The sequence below is a fragment of the uncultured Rikenella sp. genome (assembly GCF_948810725.1).
GTDB lineage: Bacteria > Bacteroidota > Bacteroidia > Bacteroidales > Rikenellaceae > Rikenella.
The window spans coordinates 241,129-261,125 of the sequence record NZ_CAQIVA010000001.1 but is presented as its reverse complement, the minus strand read 5'-3'; the positions used below and the strand labels follow the sequence as shown (position 1 = coordinate 261,125).

Annotated in this window: 17 protein-coding genes, 1 tRNA gene and 1 other RNA gene; 5 read left to right on the top strand and 14 right to left on the bottom strand. The window is 55.6% G+C overall.

The window, feature by feature from the left end:
• Positions 1 to 4: 4 nt before the first annotated feature.
• Genes Q9S52_RS01290 through Q9S52_RS01270 form a run of 5 tightly spaced genes read right to left on the bottom strand, consistent with a single transcriptional unit; the run spans position 5 to position 4,361 of the window.
• Complete coding sequence (locus tag Q9S52_RS01290; RefSeq protein ID WP_294591366.1) at positions 5 to 664, bottom strand: RnfABCDGE type electron transport complex subunit G; 660 nt, start codon at positions 662 to 664, stop codon at positions 5 to 7.
• Between the two features lie 4 nt (positions 665 to 668).
• Positions 669 to 1,652 (bottom strand): RnfABCDGE type electron transport complex subunit D, encoded by a 984-nt coding sequence (locus Q9S52_RS01285; protein WP_304707871.1) that lies wholly within the window; start codon positions 1,650 to 1,652, stop codon positions 669 to 671.
• A 15-nt stretch (positions 1,653 to 1,667) separates the two neighbouring features.
• On the bottom strand, positions 1,668 to 3,017 hold the full coding sequence (rsxC, locus tag Q9S52_RS01280; RefSeq protein ID WP_304707869.1) for an electron transport complex subunit RsxC: 1,350 nt from the start codon (positions 3,015 to 3,017) through the stop codon (positions 1,668 to 1,670).
• Complete coding sequence (locus Q9S52_RS01275) at positions 3,010 to 3,918, bottom strand: Fe-S cluster domain-containing protein (protein ID WP_304707867.1); 909 nt, start codon at positions 3,916 to 3,918, stop codon at positions 3,010 to 3,012. The genes rsxC and Q9S52_RS01275 overlap by 8 nt, the downstream gene beginning before the upstream one ends.
• 2 nt (positions 3,919 to 3,920) lie before the next feature.
• Positions 3,921 to 4,361: a SoxR reducing system RseC family protein gene (locus tag Q9S52_RS01270; RefSeq protein WP_304707865.1), complete on the bottom strand. Its 441-nt coding sequence runs from the start codon at positions 4,359 to 4,361 to the stop codon at positions 3,921 to 3,923.
• A gap of 159 nt (positions 4,362 to 4,520) precedes the next feature.
• On the opposite strand from Q9S52_RS01270, the gene nadB reads away from it, so the two are divergent.
• Complete coding sequence (nadB, locus tag Q9S52_RS01265) at positions 4,521 to 6,098, top strand: L-aspartate oxidase (RefSeq protein ID WP_304707863.1); 1,578 nt, start codon at positions 4,521 to 4,523, stop codon at positions 6,096 to 6,098.
• A 111-nt stretch (positions 6,099 to 6,209) separates the two neighbouring features.
• Here nadB and Q9S52_RS01260 read toward each other — a convergent pair whose 3' ends face one another.
• The 3 genes from Q9S52_RS01260 to Q9S52_RS01250 form a co-directional block, all read right to left on the bottom strand.
• Positions 6,210 to 7,514, bottom strand: a complete 1,305-nt coding sequence (locus Q9S52_RS01260; protein ID WP_304707861.1) for a DUF4784 family protein — start codon at positions 7,512 to 7,514, stop codon at positions 6,210 to 6,212.
• Positions 7,515 to 7,795: 281 nt separating this feature from the next.
• Positions 7,796 to 8,229: RNase P RNA component class A (gene rnpB / locus Q9S52_RS01255), an RNA gene on the bottom strand.
• A gap of 564 nt (positions 8,230 to 8,793) precedes the next feature.
• On the bottom strand, positions 8,794 to 9,996 hold the full coding sequence (locus Q9S52_RS01250; RefSeq protein ID WP_304707859.1) for a DUF2027 domain-containing protein: 1,203 nt from the start codon (positions 9,994 to 9,996) through the stop codon (positions 8,794 to 8,796).
• Between the two features lie 37 nt (positions 9,997 to 10,033).
• On the opposite strand from Q9S52_RS01250, the gene Q9S52_RS01245 reads away from it, so the two are divergent.
• From Q9S52_RS01245 to dnaB, 4 genes are read left to right on the top strand one after another with little or no spacing between them, the layout of a single operon-like run.
• Positions 10,034 to 11,245, top strand: coding sequence for an S-adenosylmethionine:tRNA ribosyltransferase-isomerase (locus Q9S52_RS01245; protein WP_304707857.1), 1,212 nt, complete (start codon positions 10,034 to 10,036; stop codon positions 11,243 to 11,245).
• 13 nt (positions 11,246 to 11,258) lie between these two features.
• On the top strand, positions 11,259 to 11,834 hold the full coding sequence (locus tag Q9S52_RS01240; protein WP_304707855.1) for a DJ-1/PfpI family protein: 576 nt from the start codon (positions 11,259 to 11,261) through the stop codon (positions 11,832 to 11,834).
• 10 nt (positions 11,835 to 11,844) lie between these two features.
• Positions 11,845 to 13,626, top strand: coding sequence for a YgiQ family radical SAM protein (locus Q9S52_RS01235; RefSeq protein WP_304707854.1), 1,782 nt, complete (start codon positions 11,845 to 11,847; stop codon positions 13,624 to 13,626).
• Entirely contained in the window at positions 13,587 to 15,194 is a 1,608-nt protein-coding gene (dnaB, locus tag Q9S52_RS01230; protein WP_370648980.1) for a replicative DNA helicase, read from the top strand. The genes Q9S52_RS01235 and dnaB overlap by 40 nt, the downstream gene beginning before the upstream one ends.
• A 130-nt stretch (positions 15,195 to 15,324) precedes the next feature.
• On the opposite strand, the gene Q9S52_RS01225 is transcribed toward dnaB, so the two are convergent.
• The 6 genes from Q9S52_RS01225 to Q9S52_RS01200 form a co-directional block, all read right to left on the bottom strand.
• On the bottom strand, positions 15,325 to 15,864 hold the full coding sequence (locus Q9S52_RS01225; RefSeq protein ID WP_304707995.1) for an AbiH family protein: 540 nt from the start codon (positions 15,862 to 15,864) through the stop codon (positions 15,325 to 15,327).
• Entirely contained in the window at positions 15,837 to 16,652 is an 816-nt protein-coding gene (locus tag Q9S52_RS01220) for an AbiH family protein (protein ID WP_304707852.1), read from the bottom strand. Before Q9S52_RS01220 ends, Q9S52_RS01225 begins: the two co-directional genes overlap by 28 nt.
• 80 nt (positions 16,653 to 16,732) lie before the next feature.
• A tRNA-Ser gene (locus Q9S52_RS01215) sits at positions 16,733 to 16,821 on the bottom strand.
• An 82-nt stretch (positions 16,822 to 16,903) separates the two neighbouring features.
• Positions 16,904 to 17,878 (bottom strand): flotillin-like protein FloA, encoded by a 975-nt coding sequence (gene floA / locus Q9S52_RS01210; RefSeq protein ID WP_297624968.1) that lies wholly within the window; start codon positions 17,876 to 17,878, stop codon positions 16,904 to 16,906.
• A gap of 36 nt (positions 17,879 to 17,914) precedes the next feature.
• Positions 17,915 to 18,379: an NfeD family protein gene (locus Q9S52_RS01205; protein WP_297624965.1), complete on the bottom strand. Its 465-nt coding sequence runs from the start codon at positions 18,377 to 18,379 to the stop codon at positions 17,915 to 17,917.
• Complete coding sequence (locus Q9S52_RS01200) at positions 18,376 to 19,977, bottom strand: hypothetical protein (protein WP_304707848.1); 1,602 nt, start codon at positions 19,975 to 19,977, stop codon at positions 18,376 to 18,378. The genes Q9S52_RS01205 and Q9S52_RS01200 overlap by 4 nt, the downstream gene beginning before the upstream one ends.
• Positions 19,978 to 19,997: the final 20 nt, after the last annotated feature.

Below are 19,997 nucleotides of genomic sequence, written 5' to 3'. Positions count from 1 at the left end.
TCTCTTACCTCCCCTCTTCCTGTTTGTGCTCGTCGTTCGTATAGTTGTGTGTTGCCGTCGCTCCCGAAACGGCTTCTACCGCCTCTTCCGCGGAATCGCCCTGCAAATATCCCTGCAAGACGAGATATGCCCGTTCCACCGCATCAGTAAAGGCTTTCGACGAAATGGTCGATGCCGTGATGGCGTCCACATCTCCCCCGTCCTTCCGCACGGCGAGCCGAAACGATTCCGGATTTTTTCCCTCAAACTGGACGGCGAAGTTCGATTTGGATTTCTGAATCTTATCTCCCAATCCAGGCGTCTCGGCGTGCGAGATGACCGAGATATCCTTAATCGTCCCGTCCGGAAGAAAGCCGACCATCAAGGTCATCAATCCGCCGAATCCCTTTTTCGAGAAGGTTTCGACGGCATACCCTACTGCATTCTCATCCTTGGATGCCGGATAGATTTTCACGATTTTTCCATCGACTTCCACTTCGACAACGTTGTCTGCCGGTCGGTTGTCGAACTCGGGCAGCACTTGTGCGATCGCGTCATTGACTTTCTTTTGCTGTGCCGCTTCGATCGGCTCTTTGGTCAGGAGGTAGATGCCTCCGACTGCGGCGCTGGCCACCAACGTAATGGTACCCAGCACGATCACCATATTCTTGAGTGAACTTTGCATGGCTCTACTTCTTTTTAGCGTTGCTGCCGCCGAAACGACTGGGTTTCGCGTACATATTAATGAGCGGAACGGTGGCGTTCATAATCAGGATGGCGAACGAAATCCCTTCTGGATAAGCCCCCCATACGCGGATCAGGATGGTAATCACGCCGATACCTATGGCAAAAATGGTCTGTCCGCCTTTCGTCATCGGTGAGGTGACGTAGTCGGTGGCCATAAAGATCGCCCCCAGCATCGCCCCGCCTGCAAAAACATGAAACAGCGGGTTGATATACTTGGTCGGGTCGACCAGCCACAGAATAGCTGCGAATACCAGCATACTGCCCAGTACGAACACCGGAATGCGCCAGGTAATCACTCGCCGGATCAGGAGATAAATCCCGCCCAGCAGCAGTGCCACGGCTCCGATCTCCCCCATCGATCCGTCCTTAAACCCGAGGAGCATTCCTCCGAGGTCGATATTCGGCATGATTTCGGTCACCGCTCTCCCCGTCTTCAAAGCCTCTTTGACGAAGGCCAGCGGCGTAGCCCCTGTAATGGCATCGACTCCCGGCGTATCTGGAAACAGGGTCATCTGCACCGGAAACGAAATGAGGAGGAATACCCGTCCCACCAAAGCCGGATTGAACAGGTTCCGACCGAGGCCGCCGAACGACATCTTACCGATGCCGATCGCCACCAGCGCGCCGAGCATAATGAGCCACGGCGAGATCGTGGCCGGCAGGTTGAAAGCCAGCAAGGTACCGGTCACCACCGCAGACCAGTCGCCCAACGTGGACGAACGGCCCAGCATGAAGCGGTCGATCAGCCATTCGAACAGCATACAGGAACAGATGGCGATTCCGGTGACGAAAAGGGCCGACCAGCCGTAGACGAATACCGAAAATGCGAATGCCGGCACCAAAGCGATCACCACGTCCCGCATGATCCGCGGGGTGGAAAAGTCCCCGTGAAGATGGGGCGAAGGAGCTACGATTCTATTACTCATGAGGATGAAAATTCTTTATTTGGCCTGCGCCTGTCGGGCACGAATGAGTTTCATGGTTTCCGCTTTTCCCAGACGGATGTAGTCCAGAAGGGGCAAATTCGACGGACAGGTGAACGAACAACAGCCGCATTCGATGCAATCCGCCGTGCGTTCCCGTTCGAGCCGGTCATACCGTCCGAGTCGCGAGAGTTTCGAGATCAGGTACGGTTCCAGGCCCATCGGACAAACGTCTACGCACTTGGCGCAGCTGATGCACGGCATTTCGGTACCGCGCACCGAAGATTTTTCGTCCATCAGCAGCACACCCGAAGTCCCTTTGGTAACCGGCGCTTCGATATTGGCCATGGCGCGTCCCATCATCGGCCCCCCGTTGATCACCTTTCCCGTATCCTCAGGCATCCCGCCGCACGCTTCGATGAGCGAGGAGATCGGTGTCCCGATCCGCACCAGCAAGTTCGACGGACGAGCCAGCGATTTCCCCGTAACGGTAACCACCCGGTCTACAATCGGACGCCGTTTCTGTACCGCCTGATACACCGCATAAGTCGTCCCCACATTCTGCACCACCGCACCGACATCGATCGGCAGCGCGCCGCTCGGCACTTCCCGCTTCATGATAGCCGCGATCAACTGCTTCTCGCCCCCCTGCGGATAGCGCATCTTCAACGGAACCACGCGAATCCCCTTATGATACGATCCGCCGGCAAGAATATCGTTCAGGTGCTTGATCGCCTCCGGCTTATTGTTTTCGATCCCGATATAGCACTCCTCTACCCCCAACGCCCGCATCAGAATTTCGCACCCCACCAGAAGTTCTTCGCCCCGCTCCATCATCAACCGGTAGTCCGCCGTCAGGTACGGTTCGCACTCTACCCCATTGATAATAAGCGCCTCAGCCACCTTCCCCGGCGGCACCGACAGTTTGACCTGGGTCGGAAACGTAGCGCCCCCCAGCCCTACGATCCCCGCCGCAGCAATCCGTGCGATAATTTCTTTCGGCTCCAGCGTACACTCCTTTATTAAAGTATCCGTCCGGTCGATCTCCGGATTCCATTCGTCTCCTTCCACCGCAATGGTAACGGAAGGCTTGCGCAGATTGGCCCCGTCCGGAACCGCATCCACACTCGTCACCGTTCCTGATACGGAAGAGTGGATATTGGCCGACACGAATCCTGTCGCCGTTCCGATCACATCTCCCACGCGTACTTTATCCCCCTTCTGCACCGTCGCCGTGGCCGGCGCGCCGATATGCTGTCCGAGCGGGATCGTCACTGACGCCGGCACGTCGAATACCCGAATCGCCGCGTCGCGGCTGATTTTATAGTCGTGCGGGTGAACGCCACCCAGTCTGAAAGTCTTAAGCATGTTGTTCGCCTCCTTCCGCAGCCGTTTTGGTTTCCTGAGTTGTCGCCGCTGCCGCTGTGTCCGTCTCCGGTTTGCGCGCCGGGAAGCCGACTTCCACAATCGCTCCCGTCGGACAAACGGCCACGCATTTCCGACACAGCCGACATTTGGCCGGATCGATATAAGCTAAATTGTTTTCCAAGGTAATCGCTTCGAACGGGCAGGTTTTCACGCACTTGCCGCAGCCGATACACCCCACGGCGCAAGCCTTCCGCGTAACCGCTCCTTTGTCCTGATTGACGCAATTGACATAAACGCGTCTCCCCTTCAGCCCCTTCTTGCGCAGCTCGATGATGTACTTCGGGCAAGCCTTCACGCATGCCCCGCACGCCGTACATTTCTCTTCGTCGACCTCCGGCAGCCCCGTTTCCGGGTTCATGTGGATGGCGTCGAAGTTGCAAACGCGCGTGCAGTCGCCGTTCCCGAGGCAGCCGAAGGTACAGCCCGTCTCTCCGCCATACAGCGAAGCCTCGACCGCACACGACCGCGCCCCGTCGAACGTATTGATCCGGGCCCGGTTGCAGAATGTCCCGCCGCATCGCACCACGGCGACCATCGGTTCCTTTTCCGCGACCGCTTTGCCGAGAAATTCCGCGATGGCCTGCATCGTACTCGCCCCGCCTACCGGACAGTAGAGCGACGCAATATCGTCGTTTTTGACCAGCGCTTCGGCCATCCCGCGGCAACCGGGAAATCCGCATCCGCCGCAATTGGCCCCCGGCAGCATCGCTTCGACCTGGTCGATCCGCGGGTCTTCGTACACTTTGAATTTCTGCGCCACGAAGTAGAGCACCACGGCCGCTACCAGACCCAGACCTACCAGAATAACGACGGTCCAGGTGTAAATCAACGTTCCATCCATGTCTAATTATCGATTTCTTTTTCGATTTCAATGGTCATCTCTCCTTTCAGTTTCGTTCGAAAGAGTCTGACAACCAGGTAATAAATTCCGACGATTCCGAGTGTGACCAATCCGGCGACCGTCTCCCGCACCTCGGTCTGCTGGAAGACCAGCAGGGCGGCCACGATCAGGCAGACCGGAATGAAATAGGCGATTATGACCGCCTTGAATCCCGCCGAACGCCGCATCACCAATGTCACCCGTTCTCCGACCGTATATCCCTGTCCGTCGTTCGCGAGGGTCATCCGTCGTCCGCCGCCTTCCGCCGATCCCCCCTCGCTGCACACGCTCCGGGCCTTGCACGCCGCACACGCCTCCGGGCGGCACACTTCGACCTCGACCTCCGCCTTGTCGACGCGGACAATGGTGGCGCTTTGGCGGATGGGTTCCGAGTTTCGATTCATGATTTCCGAATTGCAGTCACAAAATTAATAAGTTTTCGGGGAATCGGGAATTAAAATTCGTCGCAGCCGGTCAAACACGCTGCAAATATAGGCAGATATTTCCGCCGATAATGCGTAACTTTACCCGTTCCTAAACGAAAGATTTACCTTAGTTATATAATGAACAGAGAGTGCGATTTTTTGGTGATCGGTTCCGGCGTGGCCGGGCTGAGCTATGCCTTGAAGGTGGCCGACCGCGGGCGGGTGCTGCTCGTGACCAAAAGCCGGCTGGACGATACCAATACCTATCATGCGCAGGGTGGGATTGCCAGCGTGACCTATGCGCCGGACGATTTCGAACAGCATATCGAGGACACGATGGTCTGCGGTTCGCACAAGAATAACCGGGAGGTGGTGGAGCTGGTGGTGCGGAACGCGCCGCGGCAGATCGAACAGCTGATCGAATGGGGGGTGGATTTCGACCGTAGGGCGGACGATCCGGAACGGTACGAACTGGCGCGCGAAGGGGGGCATCGGCAGCATCGGATTTTGCACCACAAGGACTATACGGGGGCCGAGATCGAAAACCGGCTGGTGGATCGGGTGCGCGAACATCCCAACATCGAGATTCTGGAGCGGCATTTCGCCGTCGATTTGCTGACCCAGCACCATTTGGGCAAGTTGGTGAAGCGGTCGATTCCCGGGACGGAGTGTTACGGGGCGTATGTGCTGGAGTTGGATACGAAGGAGGTCTTTACGGTGCGTGCGCGGGTGACGGTGCTGGCGACGGGCGGGACGGGCAACGTCTACCACACGACGACCAATCCGGCGGGGGCGACGGGCGACGGCATCGCGCTGGTGCACAGGGCTAAGGGGATTATCGAGAACATGGAGTTCATCCAGTTCCACCCGACGTCGCTGTATAATCCGGGCGAGCGGCCGTCGTTTCTGATTTCGGAGGCGATTCGCGGCTTCGGGGCGATTCTGCGGACGCAGGACGGCGAGGAGTTCATGCAGAAATACCATCCGATGGGGTCGCTGGCGCCGCGGGACGTGGTGGCGCGGAGCATCGACCATGAGCTCAAGACCAGGGGGGAGGAGTTCGTCTACCTGGATGTGACGCACAAGGATCCGGAACTGACGCGGGATCACTTTCCGAATATCAACAAGAAGTGTCTGTCGATCGGGATCGATATCACGCGGGATTTCATCCCGGTGGTGCCGGCGGCGCACTACTGTTGCGGAGGGGTGAAGGTGGATATGAACGGCGAGACATCCATTAAGCGGCTCTATGCGATCGGCGAGACGGCTTCGACGGGGCTGCACGGAGCGAATCGGCTGGCCTCCAACTCGCTGATCGAGGCGGTGGTCTATGCCGAACAGGCGGCGCGCCATTCGCTGGCGGTACTCGACGGCTTGGCGTTGCAGGAGGGGCTGCCGGACTGGGACTACAAAGGGACGTCGCATCCGGAGGAGATGGTGCTCATCACGCAGAGTCTCAAGGAGGTGCAGCAGATCATGTCGAACTATGTGGGGATCGTGCGGTCGAACATCCGGTTGGAGCGGGCGATGCACCGCTTGCAGATCATTTACGAGGAGACGGAGCACCTCTACCGGCGTTCGACGTTGTCGAAGACGTTGTGCGAGTTGCGGAACATGATTGCGGTGGCTTATCTGATCATCAAGCAGGCGCAGCAGCTCAAGGAGAGTGTGGGGCTGCACTTTTCGCTGGACTATCCGATGCTTTCGCGGTTCTGAATGGGTTTCTGCAAAAACAGCGGCTCGTCTTTTCTACGTGTAAGAGAAAAGGCGAGCCGCTTGTTTTTCTGGCAGTCAGGTCGTCGGACTCGTTATAAAGCCGTGATTCGATCAATTACACAACCACCACAACTCTATCTCCTTTGAATATTCTGCTGCTTCCTTGAACTCTTTGGAATTGAAGTGATAAGTGCCGAGTGCGCTGTGTTCGTTCGTGGTGAACGCTTTCCAAACGATACAATACCCTGTTCCCGTTGCTGCGTCGTAATGCCAGGCGTCTTCATCGCCGAATTGATCGTTGCCGGAGAGTGTTGCTTGTCCGATTGAACTCCCTATGGTTAATGATTCGGTGTTGATCGCACGAAAATCGATGCTTTGACGGTTCTCCGTATAGAATGCCCCATAAACTTCATTGTCCATCAGGAACGGAATGAAGTATTCGAGGCTTTTTTCACCGGGGATAATTTTTTTATCTGCGATGTTCAGTTGGGTCAATTGAATGACGTCATTGTCTTCTTCTTCGATCCAGATCGGAACGATCAGGCTTTTCGAAATCGGATCGTATACTAAAGGATGAAGGTCTCTTTCCGTGTCGATGTTGATCGAGTTCGATAATCCCAAGGCTTCCTGCAACGAACCGAAGTCGGCCACACTGGTCTGTGCCGCTGTATTCGGATCGATGGAAACCAATGAAAACAGGACTTCGTGATGTTCTTCCTCATTGGTTTTTTGATCGATCAGTGCGTGCAATTGACCGTCGATCAGGCACAGCGAGTAATGGGTGTCTTCCTGGTCGGTCAGTAATCCGACTTTTTCTATGGTTTTCTTGTCGGGGTCTATTCGGTACAGTTCCGATTGTTCTGCAAAGTCGTTCTCGGGATCTTCGAAGCTCTTATTGCAATATATCAGACCACTGGTTGGATCTGTGACCAAAGACTCCCACTGTGTATATTGATTGCCGGGGATGGATATGATTTCGGTCAGTTTTCCCGTTGTTTTGTCGATTTCCCAAAACACAGTGGTGTTACCGTTATCGGACGAGCCGATACCGTAGAGTTTGGCGGCGGCGGGTTCGGCTACGGTAATTTTGCCGAGGGGCATCTCCCGGTCGTCGCGCTTGAGCAGAACGGTCTGTTCGCCCGCCGGAAGTCCTTGCGGGACGATAAAGGTAATTTTGGTGGCAGTCTGTTTGGTGACCGTAGCCTGAATGTCGTCCGTGGCTTTGGTCTGAGCGCGGAACCAGATTTCGTCCGCAGCGGTGAAGCCCGATCCTTTGATAGTTACCGCTGCTCCCGGCGCGAATGTTTCGGTGGCAGGAGGCAAAACGGTGTTTTCGACCAACGACGGGGTCGAGTCTTTTTTACAGCCGGTCAGGGCGACGAGGCCCAAACTCAACAGTACCAGAATTTTTCTCATGGCTTTTTTGTTTGTTTTGGTGAGTAAAACGGAACGTATACAAACAAAAAGCGTGGGCCTTGAATCTTATTTGCTATCCAGGTATCGCCAAACACCGTGCAACCAAATAAGTAAAGCCCACGTGTCGCCACGTGAGCGTTACCGCTTTACTTTTGGTTGCTTCTAAAATTGGCGATTTTGGATAGCAAAAAGTAAGCTAAACGCTTTTATGTATGTCTTACAAAAGAGAGGTTTATCTCATCGGCAAGTGGTGTTGTTATGCCATAAAGATAGTAAAAAATAAAAAAGCAAGGGGTATAAGCCGGGTTCTGTACTTTTCGCGGCGGCACTGCGCGAGTGCGCTTACCCGCTCTGAAAAGCCTCTGCCATTTATCCAGCCCGGCGGTCTCCCGCCGGATCGTCAGCAACCTACCCCCCGACTCGGACGGGCAGCCCTTCGGAAACGCGCGATGCGTCTCGGCGTCGGTGTACATGGTCTTGCAACCCGCAGTTCGTACGGCTGCCGGCGTCGCCGTCGGCACCGGTGGGCTCTTACCCCGCCTTTTCACCCTTACCGCTGTCCTTTACGGATAGCGGCGGTCGTTTTCTGTTACGATCTGCACGAGCTCGCGCCCGTCTGGCAGTTTCACCAGTGCGGTGCCCTGTGTTGCCCGGACTTTCCTCTCCTCCCGATTCACCCGAAAGCGTCGGAAGCAGCGGCAGAGCCCCCTTGCTTCTATTTAATTGAGTTGTACTATCTTGTTCGTTTATTGCCCTAGAGGGTACTGTTCTTTTTGGCTTCGCGTTGCCTTCGGGTTCCTCGTGCTACCTCGGCAAAGCCCGTAAACGGTCTCTGCCCTCGGTACGCTACTCGGTTCCTCCTCGCCGCTCGGCAATTTGCAAACTGCGTTTGCATTGCTCTCGCTGGCAGCGTCGGTTGTGAACAAAAAGAACCAGAAAACCGACGCAGCAACCGAGCGCCATCAAACTTGTTTGAATGGCCGAGGTGCAAGGAGGAAGGCGAAGCCAAACTTTAGACGGATGCTGGCGCATCCTCAAGCTACCGGCGGCCCAAATCTCAGACTGTTGGTTGGGCTGGGGTTTTCCGGCGCGGGCGCATTAGGGTAATACTCGCATTATATGCGCCCCGCCGAGAAAACCCAGCCCGACAGATTCACGAAGACTGAGGACTGCGGAGCCTAAGGAGTAGCGTAGCTATCACGAAAGTTCTTTGCGCCGCTTTCTTACAAGAAAGCGGCAGTTTCGGCCTGTACAATAACAGGAACGTAGACAGGACAAATTATTTCAAGAAAACCATAATCGCTCCGTATCCGTACTCCGCAAACGAGGCATCCTGATACCGCAACTTCGGATAGTTGCGTTTGAGCTCTTTTTCGATCTCGTACCGCAATTTCCCCTTTCCTACCCCATGGATAAAGACGATCCTTTTTTGTCGGCCTACTTTGACAGCGCCGTCGAGAGCCACCGTAAAACGCGCCAACTGAGCCTTCAGTATCTCGCCCGGAGCCATTCCGTCCGTCGAGTCGAGAATTGCTTCGGCGTGCAAGTCCACCACCTCCTCGTCTTTCGTCGAAGGCTTGTGCGGAACGGTATTCTCCTTCGGTTTCGGCACCCGCGCCGGAATAACCGGAGCCGCCGTATCGGTCGCCTCATTGGACGACGCCAGCACGAACTCCAAGGCCGCCGCCTCGAAGTAATCGTTTTCGACGAACGAAGCCGCCCGCACGAATTTCAGCGGGTGCAGCTCCAGGTCGAACGCCTCCACAGCCTGCGGCACGAATGCCGTCGGTTTGTACGGCAACAGACTGATGTGCAAGGTCGAAATCTCGGCCAGCTCCGCCCGCCGGTAGAGCTTGATTTGCTGTTTCGAATCTGCCGCCAACGTCCCGCTGGCGATCGTCCGCACGAAAGCCCCTCCGCCCCGTTGTTCCCGCCTTGCGATGTTGTAGAAGAGCGTGTAGCTGCTGTCGTTCACCAACCACGCCTCCAAGTCCGCATTTTCGGCCGGTTTATCCGTATCCGCCACCGGAACGAAGATCAGTTTCACGAGATAATCCGTCACCTCCCACGGTGCCTTTTCCGGCGCTGCCGGCGTGGCATCGACCTCGGTTTCCGCTACGGACGCGGTGAACGACTTCCGGAATTTCGACAGGTCGATCGGCTCGTCGTCTTCGTAATCGTCCGCCAGCGAAACCCGACCGTAATTATTCAACCCCCGCACCGTCGCCCGTTGTTTGCGGTTCGGCGTTTCGCCCGTATGCGCGGCATGGACCGAGGAGGATGACGGTTTGGGGTCGGACGGGCCGATTTTGACAATCGCCGCATTCTCGGCTTCGATCTCCACCTCCACGATATCGCTGATCAAGGCCGGAATCTCGAATCCGTCTTCCACTTCGACGTAGGCCATGTTTCCCTGTATGGAACGCACGATGCCCACGCCCGTGTCCGATACGAATTTTACCCGGCTGCCTGCTTTAATCATAGTTTATCGCTAAATTTGTGCAAAATTAACGGTTTTGATGGAGAAGGCAATAGCCATTTCGGAATTCGATTATCCGCTGCCGGACGAACGGATCGCCCGTTTTCCGCTGGCGGAGCGGGCGGATTCCAAACTTTTGCTCTACCGCGGGGGGGCGGTCGGCGAAAGCGTTTTTCGGCAGGTCGCCGATTTTCTGCCGGCCGGGGCGACGGTCGTGTTCAACGATACCCGGGTGATTCGGGCGCGACTTCTGTTCCATAAAGCGACGGGGGCGCGGATCGAAATTTTCTGTCTGGAACCGGCCGAACCGGCGGATTACGAACGGGCGTTTGCGGTGAGGGGCTCTTGTGCGTGGCACTGTATCGTGGGCAACTCCAAAAAGTGGAAAGAGGGGCCTTTGGCGATCGAATACGACGGGGGGATTTTGTCGGCGGAACGTATGCCCGACTTGCCGGGAGGGGATATTATTCGCTTTAGTTGGAGTTCGGAACATACGTTCGGTCAGCTGCTGGAGCTGCTGGGACGGACGCCGATACCGCCCTACTTGTGTCGCGAGAGCGAGGAGATCGACACGGTGCGTTATCAGACAGTCTATTCGCGGTGGGAAGGATCGGTGGCGGCGCCGACGGCAGGGCTGCATTTCACGCCGGAGATCATCGAGTCGTTGCCGGAGCGGGGATTTCGGACGGAGCGGGTGACGTTGCATGTCGGGGCGGGGACGTTTCTGCCGGTCAAGGCGGCGGATGCGCGGGAGCATCACATGCACACGGAGGTGTTTCAGGTCGATTTGGCGACGCTCGAACGACTGGCGGCTGCGGTTGGCGGAGCGGGGATCGTAGCGGTGGGGACGACGTCGGTGCGGACGCTGGAGTCGCTGGCGGTGTTGGGCGAGCGGGTTTTGCTCCGGGGAGATGCGGAGCCGGAGCGGGTGGTCGGCCAGTGGGAGGCTTACGAGAACGGGGCTACCTTGACGAATGCTTCTGCACCTTTGGCGGCATTGGCCGGGTGGATGCAGAAGCGGGGTTTGACGCAGTTGCAGGGGGCGACGGAGATTATGATCGTGCCGGGCTACCGGTGGCGGACGGTGCGGGGCCTGATCACCAACTTCCACCAGCCGCAGAGTACGCTGTTGCTCCTGATTTCGGCTTTGGTCGGAGAGCGTTGGCGCGAGATTTACGCATACGCTTTGGATCACGGATTCCGTTTCCTGAGTTACGGGGATTCGTCGTTGTTGTTACCGAACGAAAAGTAAAAATGGAAATAGCATGAAAGAGGTTTTGCTGGTCTTATTGAATGAGTATGCCGATTGGGAGAGCGCTTTTTTGGCTGCCGGATTGCGGAGCGGCGGGCGGTACGTGCCGCGTGTGGTGGGGCCGACGCGCGAGGCGGTGGTTTCAATAGGCGGTTTCCGGACGTTGCCGGATTACGATTTCGCAACGCTGCCGGAGGAGTACGCTGCGCTGGTGTTGATTGGCGGCACCGGCTGGCAGTCGGCCGAGGCGGAACGGGTGGCGGAGTTGGCGCAGCGTGCGCGGGAGCGGGGGAAGATTGTAGGGGGGATCTGCAACGGGGCTTCGTTTTTGGCGGTTCATGGATTTCTGAACGGAGTGCGGCATACGGGGAATACGGTGGAACAGTTGAAGTTGTGGGGCGGAGAGCGGTATACCAACGAGGCGGGGTTTGTGGAGCGGCAGGCGGTGGCCGACGGAGGGATCGTGACGGCGAACGGGACGGGATATTTGGAGTTTTCTCGTGAGCTGTTGCTATTGCTGGAGGCCGATGCGCCGGAACGGATCGAGGCTGATTACGCTTTCCAAAAAAACGGGCTCTATACCGTCTAATTTGTTATTGATGGTTTCACCGAACGCATTTTTGCCCACTTCGGCTAAGGAGGTGGCGGCGCGCGGGTGGGAAGAATTGGATGTCATTCTTTTCACCGGGGATGCGTATGTCGACCATCCGGCATTCGGTGCGGCGGTGATCGGGCGGCTGCTGGAGGCCGAGGGCTATCGGGTGGCGATCGTGCCGCAGCCGAACTGGCGGGACGATTTGCGGGATTTCCGGAAGTTGGGCAAGCCGCGCTTGTTTTTCGGCGTGACGGCCGGAGCGATGGACTCGATGGTAAACCACTACACGGCTACGCGGCGCAGGCGGTCAGACGACGCTTACACGCCGGGCGGTCGAGCGGGGCAAAGGCCGGACTACCCGACTTTGGTCTACACGCGGATATTGAAGGAGCTCTATCCGGGGGTGCCGGTCGTTATCGGAGGGATCGAGGCCTCGCTCAGGCGCCTGACCCATTACGATTATTGGGAAGATCGGCTCCGACCGTCGTTTCTGGTGGAGAGCGGGGCGGATCTGTTGACCTACGGGATGGGCGACCGGGTGATGGTCGAACTGGCGCGGCGGATGCACAACGGATTTAACCTCAAACGATTGGCGCGCTTGCCGCAGGTGGCCTATTTATCGGATTCGGTGCCGGAGGGGGCTTTGCAACTACATTCATATGAGGATTGCGTGAAAAGCCCGGAAAAATTCGGCGAGAACTTTACGAAGATCGAAACCGAATCGAACCGTGTGGAGGCTTCGGTGTTGGCCGAAAAAACAGGGGATAAGTATGTGGTGGTCAATCCGCCCTACCCTTACCTGACGGAGGCCGAGATGGATCACAGTTTCGACCTGCCTTACACGCGGCTGCCCCATCCGCGATATCAGGGGAAGGGGGCGATTGCGGCGTATGAGATGATCAAACACTCGGTCAATCTGCACCGGGGATGTTTCGGGGGGTGTAGCTTTTGCACCATATCGGCGCATCAGGGAAAATTCGTCTCTTCGCGGAGCGAGAGGTCGATTCTGCGGGAGGTGGAACGCATTACGCAGATGGCCGATTTCCGGGGCAACCTGTCGGATATCGGCGGGCCGTCGGCCAATATGTATCGGATGGGAGGGCGGAACAGGGAGTTGTGCGGGCGGTGTACGAGGCCCTCGTGCATCTTTCCGAAAGTCTGTCCGAACCTGGATAACGACCACCGGCCGTTGCTGGAGCTCTACCGGAAGATTCGCGGCGTAAAGGGGGTGAAGCACGCCTATATCGGGAGCGGGATTCGGTACGACCTGTTCGACGGGTCGCCGTACCTGGACGAGGTGGTGAAGTACCACACGAGCGGGCGGTTGAAGGTGGCGCCGGAACATACCTCGGACAAAGTGTTGGGGCTGATGCGGAAGCCGTCGTTCTCGCTTTTCGAGCAGTTGAACGAGCGGTTCCGCGGGATTTGCGAGCGCGAGGGGCTGCCGTACCAGTTGATACCTTACTTTATTTCGAGCCATCCGGGGTGTACGGAGGGCGATATGCGGGAGCTGGCGGAGATCACCAAACGACTGAATTTCCGCTTGGAACAGGTGCAGGATTTGACGCCGACGCCGATGACGCTGAGTTCGGTGATGTTCTACACGGGGCTGAATCCTTACACGGGAGAGAAGTTGTATGTGGCGCGCACGCGGGAGGAGAAGGAGCGGCAAAAGGCCCATTTTTTCTGGTATAAACGACCGACCGCAGTCCGACAGGGGGGCATTGGAAAACGAAACGAAAGACCATGGCAGAATACAAACAAGATCCGGAAGCCAAAAAGATAGCGACCCGGCGCAAGACGACCGAATCGATCACGGCGGTGAGCCAGCAGATGGGTGTGACGCCTCCGCAGGCGGTGGAGCTGGAAGAAGCTGTATTGGGGGCGTTGATGCTCGAAAAACATGCGATTCTCGGGATTCAGGAAATTCTGGTGCCCGAGTCGTTTTACCGCGAGGCGCACCAGATTATCTATCAGGCGATTCTCGACCTCTCGGCGCGGATCGAACCGATCGACCTCTACACCGTCGGCCAGCAACTCCAGAAGAAAGGACAGTTGGCCATGGTGGGCGGGCCGGTCTATTTGGCAGAGCTGACCCAGAAGGTGGGGTCGGCGGCCCACCTGGAGTTCCATGCCAAGATCGTGGCGCAGAAGTATGTGCAACGGCAGCTGATTTCGGCTTCGACCGAGATTCAGAAGCAGTCGTTCGACGACTCGATCGACGTCGAGGAGTTGATCAATCAGGCGGAGCAGGCCATCTTCGTGATTGCGGAGGGCAATATCCGGCGCGATGTGCAGAGTGCGCGCGATATCGTGAGCAAGGCGATCCAGAAAATCGAGGAGGCGGCTCAGAAACCGGACGGCCTGAGCGGGATTCCGAGCGGATTTACCGATCTCGACCGACTGACGCTGGGGTGGCAGCCGTCGGACTTGGTGATTATCGCGGCGCGGCCGGCGATGGGGAAGACGGCTTTCGTGCTGACGATGGCGCGCAATATTTCGGTGGATTATCAGAAGGCGGTGGCGGTCTTTTCGTTGGAAATGAGTTCGGTACAGTTGATGACGCGTCTGATTATCGGCGAGTCGGGACTCACGTCGGAGAATATCAAGAACGGTCGCCTCTCGCCGGACGAGTGGAAACATCTCGAAACGTCGATCAAACCGCTGGCGGCGGCGCAGATGTTTATCGACGACACCCCTGCTCTTTCGATTTACGAGTTCCGTTCGAAGGTGCGGCGGCTCAAGGCGCAGCATAATATCGAGCTGGTGATTATCGACTACTTGCAGCTGATGACGGTGGGGACGACGGATAACCGGGGAAACCGGGAGCAGGAGGTGGCGACGATTTCGCGGACGCTCAAGGCGATTGCCAAGGAGTTGGACGTGCCGATCCTGGCGTTGTCGCAGCTGAGCCGGAATGTCGAAGCGCGGGGAGGGACGAAGCGTCCTCAGCTTTCGGACTTGCGCGAGTCGGGGGCGATCGAACAAGATGCGGATATCGTGGCGTTTATCCACCGGCCGGAGTATTATGGGATGACGATGGACGAGGACGGGCAGCCGACGCAGGGGTTGGCGGAGATTATTGTGGCCAAGCACCGGAACGGGGCGGTGGATACGATTAAACTGCGTTTCCGGAAGGAGCAGGCGAAGTTCGTGGACTGGGACGATACGGGTTTCGGTGGTATCGTGGGCGGCGGAATGGATGGTTACAGTACGATTGCGTCGAGCGGTTTCGACTCGGATTTCGATGCGGGGGGACGTGTGGCGACTTTGGAAGGAGCTGCGGGAGGTGCAGGGCCGATCGATCCGTTTGCCTCGGCGGGCGGCGGGTTCGACAGCGAACCGCCGTTTTAGTGCCCAAAAGACTTGACAAATGGAATGATTCTATGAGTCCATCCTCTACGGAGGGTTGGAACAATAACGATGTAGAATTAAACAGGGGCAAGAATTTCCTACTCCTTGTTTTGCAGATATAACTTATTTTTTAAAGCGATTCTTCTGTATGTTTTCTTGGTATGGGAACGAGAGGCAAACAATACTCTTTATTGACGACTTTGTCTCGCATGGCAGGTTTATCGTTGAAATTGCGCGAAAGATTTCGAATCAACTGGCTGTAATCATCTGTGCCATCCTCTCGCTGATGATAATAGACTTTTACGGAGATGCAATTGCGATGCTCGAATAAGGTATTGAGCAGCGTGCGATCGGAGTTGCCGCACGAATGTCCCATAGTAATTACTTGATACGTCTCGGATTCAATAAAACCCAACAACTGACGGTAATTGCCTGTTTCATGGTAGCGTACAGACTTGATATTTTCGAGAAAGTCATTGTCTTGTAACTTCTCGATTCGTTTGTAATCATCGTCCAACTCGTCGCCATAGCCGAAAATGATCGGGGTACGTTCATTGTTAAGTGCTCCATGAATGTCAATTATCTCATCGGTATCTCTTGCATATAATTGTTTTGCAGTTTGGGTGTAATTGAAATTTAAGATTAAGGTATTGGAAGGTGTGCAATGAATTTCTTGAAAATGCTTGTCGGATAAATGCTTCTTGACATAGTAATTACGCTCTTCGTCCTGTGAATGAAAAAAAGATAATTTAGATCTTCTTTTTTATCTAATTGAATTGCACCAACTTTATCAAAAGTAGTAATATTGCTCGATATGGAATCGACAAACATTTTTTGTTTTCCGACAGCAACTTCTATCGGATCAATTATACTGTTGAATGCCTCTTGAATAGACGGAAATTGTTTGGTTTGCGTTTTTTGGACTACCTCTGTCAAATAGATTTCAAGGTGCTTTTTTACGGCATCGAACTCTCGGTTCAATGCCCGCACCTTTTCACTCCGAATAACTGTGTCGTCTTCCGCAAGTAACTCTTTCAATTTTCCATAATATTCGTTCTCGATGTCCACCCAGGTATTGAGAGAACAACGACCGGAAATATGTTCGAAGAATTTATTTTTGAAAGTGAGGCGAACCGAACCGTCATACTTCATATTAGTACTATCATTGAATATGGCAACCAGCTCTCGAACCTCATCGTATGGGGTTGAATCTGATTGAGGGTATGATGGCTCCGGCGTTTTATGCAGTTTGTCTCGGAACACCTCGAATAATACAAATTCGTCTTCGTAAGATGATGGATCATTGATTACTCCCCATTTTGTTGCAATCTCACGTTTGTAACCGTTGAATATATGACCGGAAACGTTGATCCAATAGTTGTCTATAAAATCTCTATATCCGGTAGCAAGACCATGTGCCTTGTCAAATCCGTTGCCTATGATGATAATTCTATTCATATCGTAAAAGAAAAATCCTGTAAGACCTTGATCTTACAGGATTTGTTATTGCTTGACCTCATTTTGTCTTTGAGGTTCTGCGGAGAGAGGGGGATTCGAACCCCCGGTACAGATTACTCCGTACGGCAGTTTAGCAAACTGCTGGTTTCAGCCACTCACCCATCTCTCCTGGAAAGGCGCTGAAAGCAGGACAAAAGTAGTGCTTTCACTCCTTATTTCCAAATCAAAATCGTCGTGTCGAACGAAAATTATTACTTGCTCACATCGCCCGGCTTGCCGATGCTCTCCCGCATCGAGGTATCTGCCTGAATATTACGGAGCTTATAATAGTCCATAATCCCCAGGTTGCCATTCCGGAATGCTTCGGCGATGGCCATCGGAATACCGGCTTCGGCTTCGATCACTTTCGCACGAGCTTCCTGTGCCTTCGCCTTCATCTCCTGTTCCAATGCCACGGCCATCGCTCGTTTCTCTTCCGCCCGTGCCTGTGCGATGTTTTTGTCGGCGTTGGCCTGATCCATCTGAAGCACGGCTCCGATATTCCGCCCCACGTCGATATCTGCAATGTCGATGGAGAGGATTTCAAATGCCGTCCCGGCGTCGAGCCCCTTTTCCAATACGACTCGCGAGATAAAATCGGGGTTCTCCATTACGCTCTTATGCGAATCGGATGACCCGATCGAGGAGACGATCCCTTCTCCTACCCTTGCCAGCACGGTCTCTTCGCCTGCTCCGCCGACCAACTGTTTGATGTTGGCCCGCACGGTCACCCGCGCTTTGGCAATCAGCTGAATCCCGTCCTTAGCTACCGCCGTCACCGGAGGGGTGTTGATCACTTTCGGATTCACGGACATTTGCACCGCTTCGAATACGTCCCGTCCCGCCAGATCGATAGCCGTAGCCATCTTGAAATCGAGTGTAATATTGGCCTTTTGTGCCGAAACCAGCGCGTGAACGACATTGGCCACATGCCCGCCCGCCAGGTAATGCGCCTCCAGTTCGTTTGGATTGAGATGGAGGCCGGCTTTCGTCCCTTCGATCATGGCGGATACGATCGTAGCCGGCGGCACCTTGCGCCAACGCATCAGAACCAGTTGCAACAGGCTGATCCGCACGCCGGAAACCAAGGCGGAGAACCAAAGTCCGATGGGAATGAAGTAAAGAATGATCCACAGCAGAATGATCGAAACTGCGGCGATGACAATGGCGGTTGTTGAGATTTCCATATGGTTGTTCTGTGTATTTCAACGTGTTGCAGGAGGTCAAAGCGGTCGGACGACGAGGCTGGCGTTGTCGTATCCGATTACGATCACTTCGCGCCGCGGATCGACGTAACTGTCCAACGATTTCGCTTCGAAAATCGTATCGCCGATCTGTACTTTTCCCATCGGCGCCAAACGGGTCAATGTATAACCCTGTACGCCCACTTCCACCTGTTTTTCAATCTCGACCGGTTGGACTTGCGATTCGATGTTGGTTTTCAGCGCAACCCGATTCCATGTCTTCGGCCGTAAAAACAGCAAGGTCAATATGCTCAAACAGAGGACAATGATTCCGACAACGATGAATCCGGTCACCACTCCTCCCCCAGCGAAAGCCCATGTCGCAGCGCTCACCAGGCAGACGAATGCTCCCACCGCCGCCAGCGTGATGCCCGGCAGGAGAACCAATTCCGCGACGAACAGCAATAGGCCGAGCAGAATCAGAAGGGTGATCCAGAGTGTCATAAGGTCACGATTTTCATTTTGATATTCGGTTGATCGCCCAACGCGCCGATCACTGCCTCCGCCTCTTTCCGCGTGGCGAATGCTCCGATGGTGTAGACCACGTCGTTCCCCACCGTACTCCGCACAATGGTCGTTCCGGTCGCCCGCGCCTTGACGATCTCACGGATTGCGGTCGAGAGGCGTTGTTCGGCCGGAATAATTTCGATATGGAATCTCCCCTGTCGTCCCGCCGCGGCAGAAGTCGTACTATTATTATCCTCTCCACCGCCGGCAGTGCTCTTTGTCGTTTCGAGCGCCTTGGCTTTCGCCGGTGTCGTGATTTTTCCGTCGACATAAGCCACGACCGTAGCCCGGAATCCCCCTCGAACCATCAGTGCCGCAGCTGCACTGGCCGCCGCATAGGTGTCGAAACCGCCTGCCATATAACGCCATTGTCCGTTGGTCGCCTTTTGCGACATGACCGGTGTCATGCCTTTGAAAACGTCGATGCTTTTCGGCGCGGTGGCGTAGTTGGCGATTTGCACCGTGTAGTAAATCCCCGTCTTCGGCACATGCAGCGTCGGAATATCCGCGACGGTCGTATAATTCTGACTTTCTCCCTCCCCGGCCTTGGTGATCGGTGCGTAGACGACCAAACTCCGCGGTTCGAAGCGAATGTCCCGGTAGGTCATCTCTTCCGCCAGCTTCTCGGCGGAGTATTTTCCCCGCTCCGTCGCTAACGAGTCCCGCGCCGCAGTCAACTCTAAAGCCTCTGCCATCGCAATTTCGTAATCGAGCATCAGTTGCTTTTGCAACGGGTAGGTCGCCACCAGAGGCGCCAACTGCTCGCCGGCCCACCCCTCGGCTCGCCGCACCTGTCGGCTCTCCCGGTCGAGCTGTTCGAGCTGCAACCGGTCGAGAGTGCCTATCTGATCGACCAATACCGGATAGTTGTCCCGTTTCCGGTCGTAAATCACCAGCCAAAGCCGCTCCATCAAGGCATCGACCTGTTCGATCTGCTCTTTGAGCTCGCCGGAACGCCTCCACAAACTGTCGATCGTCTCCTCGTCGCCCGCTGCCTCGTACTGCCGTTTCACGGTCAAGAGCTGGTCGTACAGGCCCGAAACCAACCGGTTGATTTTCATGACTTCCGGTTCGATTCGCGGGCTCAATCCGAAGAGTGTCCGGTCGTTCCGACTCAGGTTTTCAACGAAAAACGGGTTGTCGAACAATGTCCGTTCGCCCGTGACAACACTCGTCTCCGCCTCTCCTTCGTTATCCATGTGTTCGATCAGGTAGGTCTGCTCCATCGCCGTCACCCGGGCCGCCACCTTGCCGATCTTGCTCCGCACGTCGAAGAGTTCGCTCTCCAGCCGCACGATCTCTCCTCCGACCCGCTCCCGATCACTCCCCTCTTCGAAGAGCCGCCGATTCTGCTCGATCAACGATAGGGTAGAATCCTCGCAAGCCTTCAACATCTCCTGCTCCCGCAGCAAGCGGGTATATTCCGCATTCTCCGCCAATCCCGCCATCCGCACCTCCTGGGCACACGCCATCCCCGTTCCCGCCAGCCAACACCAGCCGAAACATACGATACGGTATGAAATCTTTTTTATCATCGGTTGCAAACGCAAAATAG

Excerpts from the sequence above, each read along its gene's own strand:
- Q9S52_RS01290 (WP_294591366.1), bottom strand. The coding sequence starts at position 664 with ATGCAAAGTTCACTCAAGAATATGGTGATCGTGCTGGGTACCATTACG.
- Q9S52_RS01285 (WP_304707871.1), bottom strand. The coding sequence starts at position 1,652 with ATGAGTAATAGAATCGTAGCTCCTTCGCCCCATCTTCACGGGGACTTT.
- rsxC (WP_304707869.1), bottom strand. The coding sequence starts at position 3,017 with ATGCTTAAGACTTTCAGACTGGGTGGCGTTCACCCGCACGACTATAAA.
- Q9S52_RS01275 (WP_304707867.1), bottom strand. The coding sequence starts at position 3,918 with ATGGATGGAACGTTGATTTACACCTGGACCGTCGTTATTCTGGTAGGT.
- Q9S52_RS01270 (WP_304707865.1), bottom strand. The coding sequence starts at position 4,361 with ATGAATCGAAACTCGGAACCCATCCGCCAAAGCGCCACCATTGTCCGC.
- nadB (WP_304707863.1), top strand. The coding sequence starts at position 4,521 with ATGAACAGAGAGTGCGATTTTTTGGTGATCGGTTCCGGCGTGGCCGGG.
- Q9S52_RS01260 (WP_304707861.1), bottom strand. The coding sequence starts at position 7,514 with ATGAGAAAAATTCTGGTACTGTTGAGTTTGGGCCTCGTCGCCCTGACC.
- Q9S52_RS01250 (WP_304707859.1), bottom strand. The coding sequence starts at position 9,996 with ATGATTAAAGCAGGCAGCCGGGTAAAATTCGTATCGGACACGGGCGTG.
- Q9S52_RS01245 (WP_304707857.1), top strand. The coding sequence starts at position 10,034 with ATGGAGAAGGCAATAGCCATTTCGGAATTCGATTATCCGCTGCCGGAC.
- Q9S52_RS01240 (WP_304707855.1), top strand. The coding sequence starts at position 11,259 with ATGAAAGAGGTTTTGCTGGTCTTATTGAATGAGTATGCCGATTGGGAG.
- Q9S52_RS01235 (WP_304707854.1), top strand. The coding sequence starts at position 11,845 with ATGGTTTCACCGAACGCATTTTTGCCCACTTCGGCTAAGGAGGTGGCG.
- dnaB (WP_370648980.1), top strand. The coding sequence starts at position 13,587 with ATGGCAGAATACAAACAAGATCCGGAAGCCAAAAAGATAGCGACCCGG.
- Q9S52_RS01220 (WP_304707852.1), bottom strand. The coding sequence starts at position 16,652 with ATGAATAGAATTATCATCATAGGCAACGGATTTGACAAGGCACATGGT.
- floA (WP_297624968.1), bottom strand. The coding sequence starts at position 17,878 with ATGGAAATCTCAACAACCGCCATTGTCATCGCCGCAGTTTCGATCATT.
- Q9S52_RS01205 (WP_297624965.1), bottom strand. The coding sequence starts at position 18,379 with ATGACACTCTGGATCACCCTTCTGATTCTGCTCGGCCTATTGCTGTTC.
- Q9S52_RS01200 (WP_304707848.1), bottom strand. The coding sequence starts at position 19,977 with ATGATAAAAAAGATTTCATACCGTATCGTATGTTTCGGCTGGTGTTGG.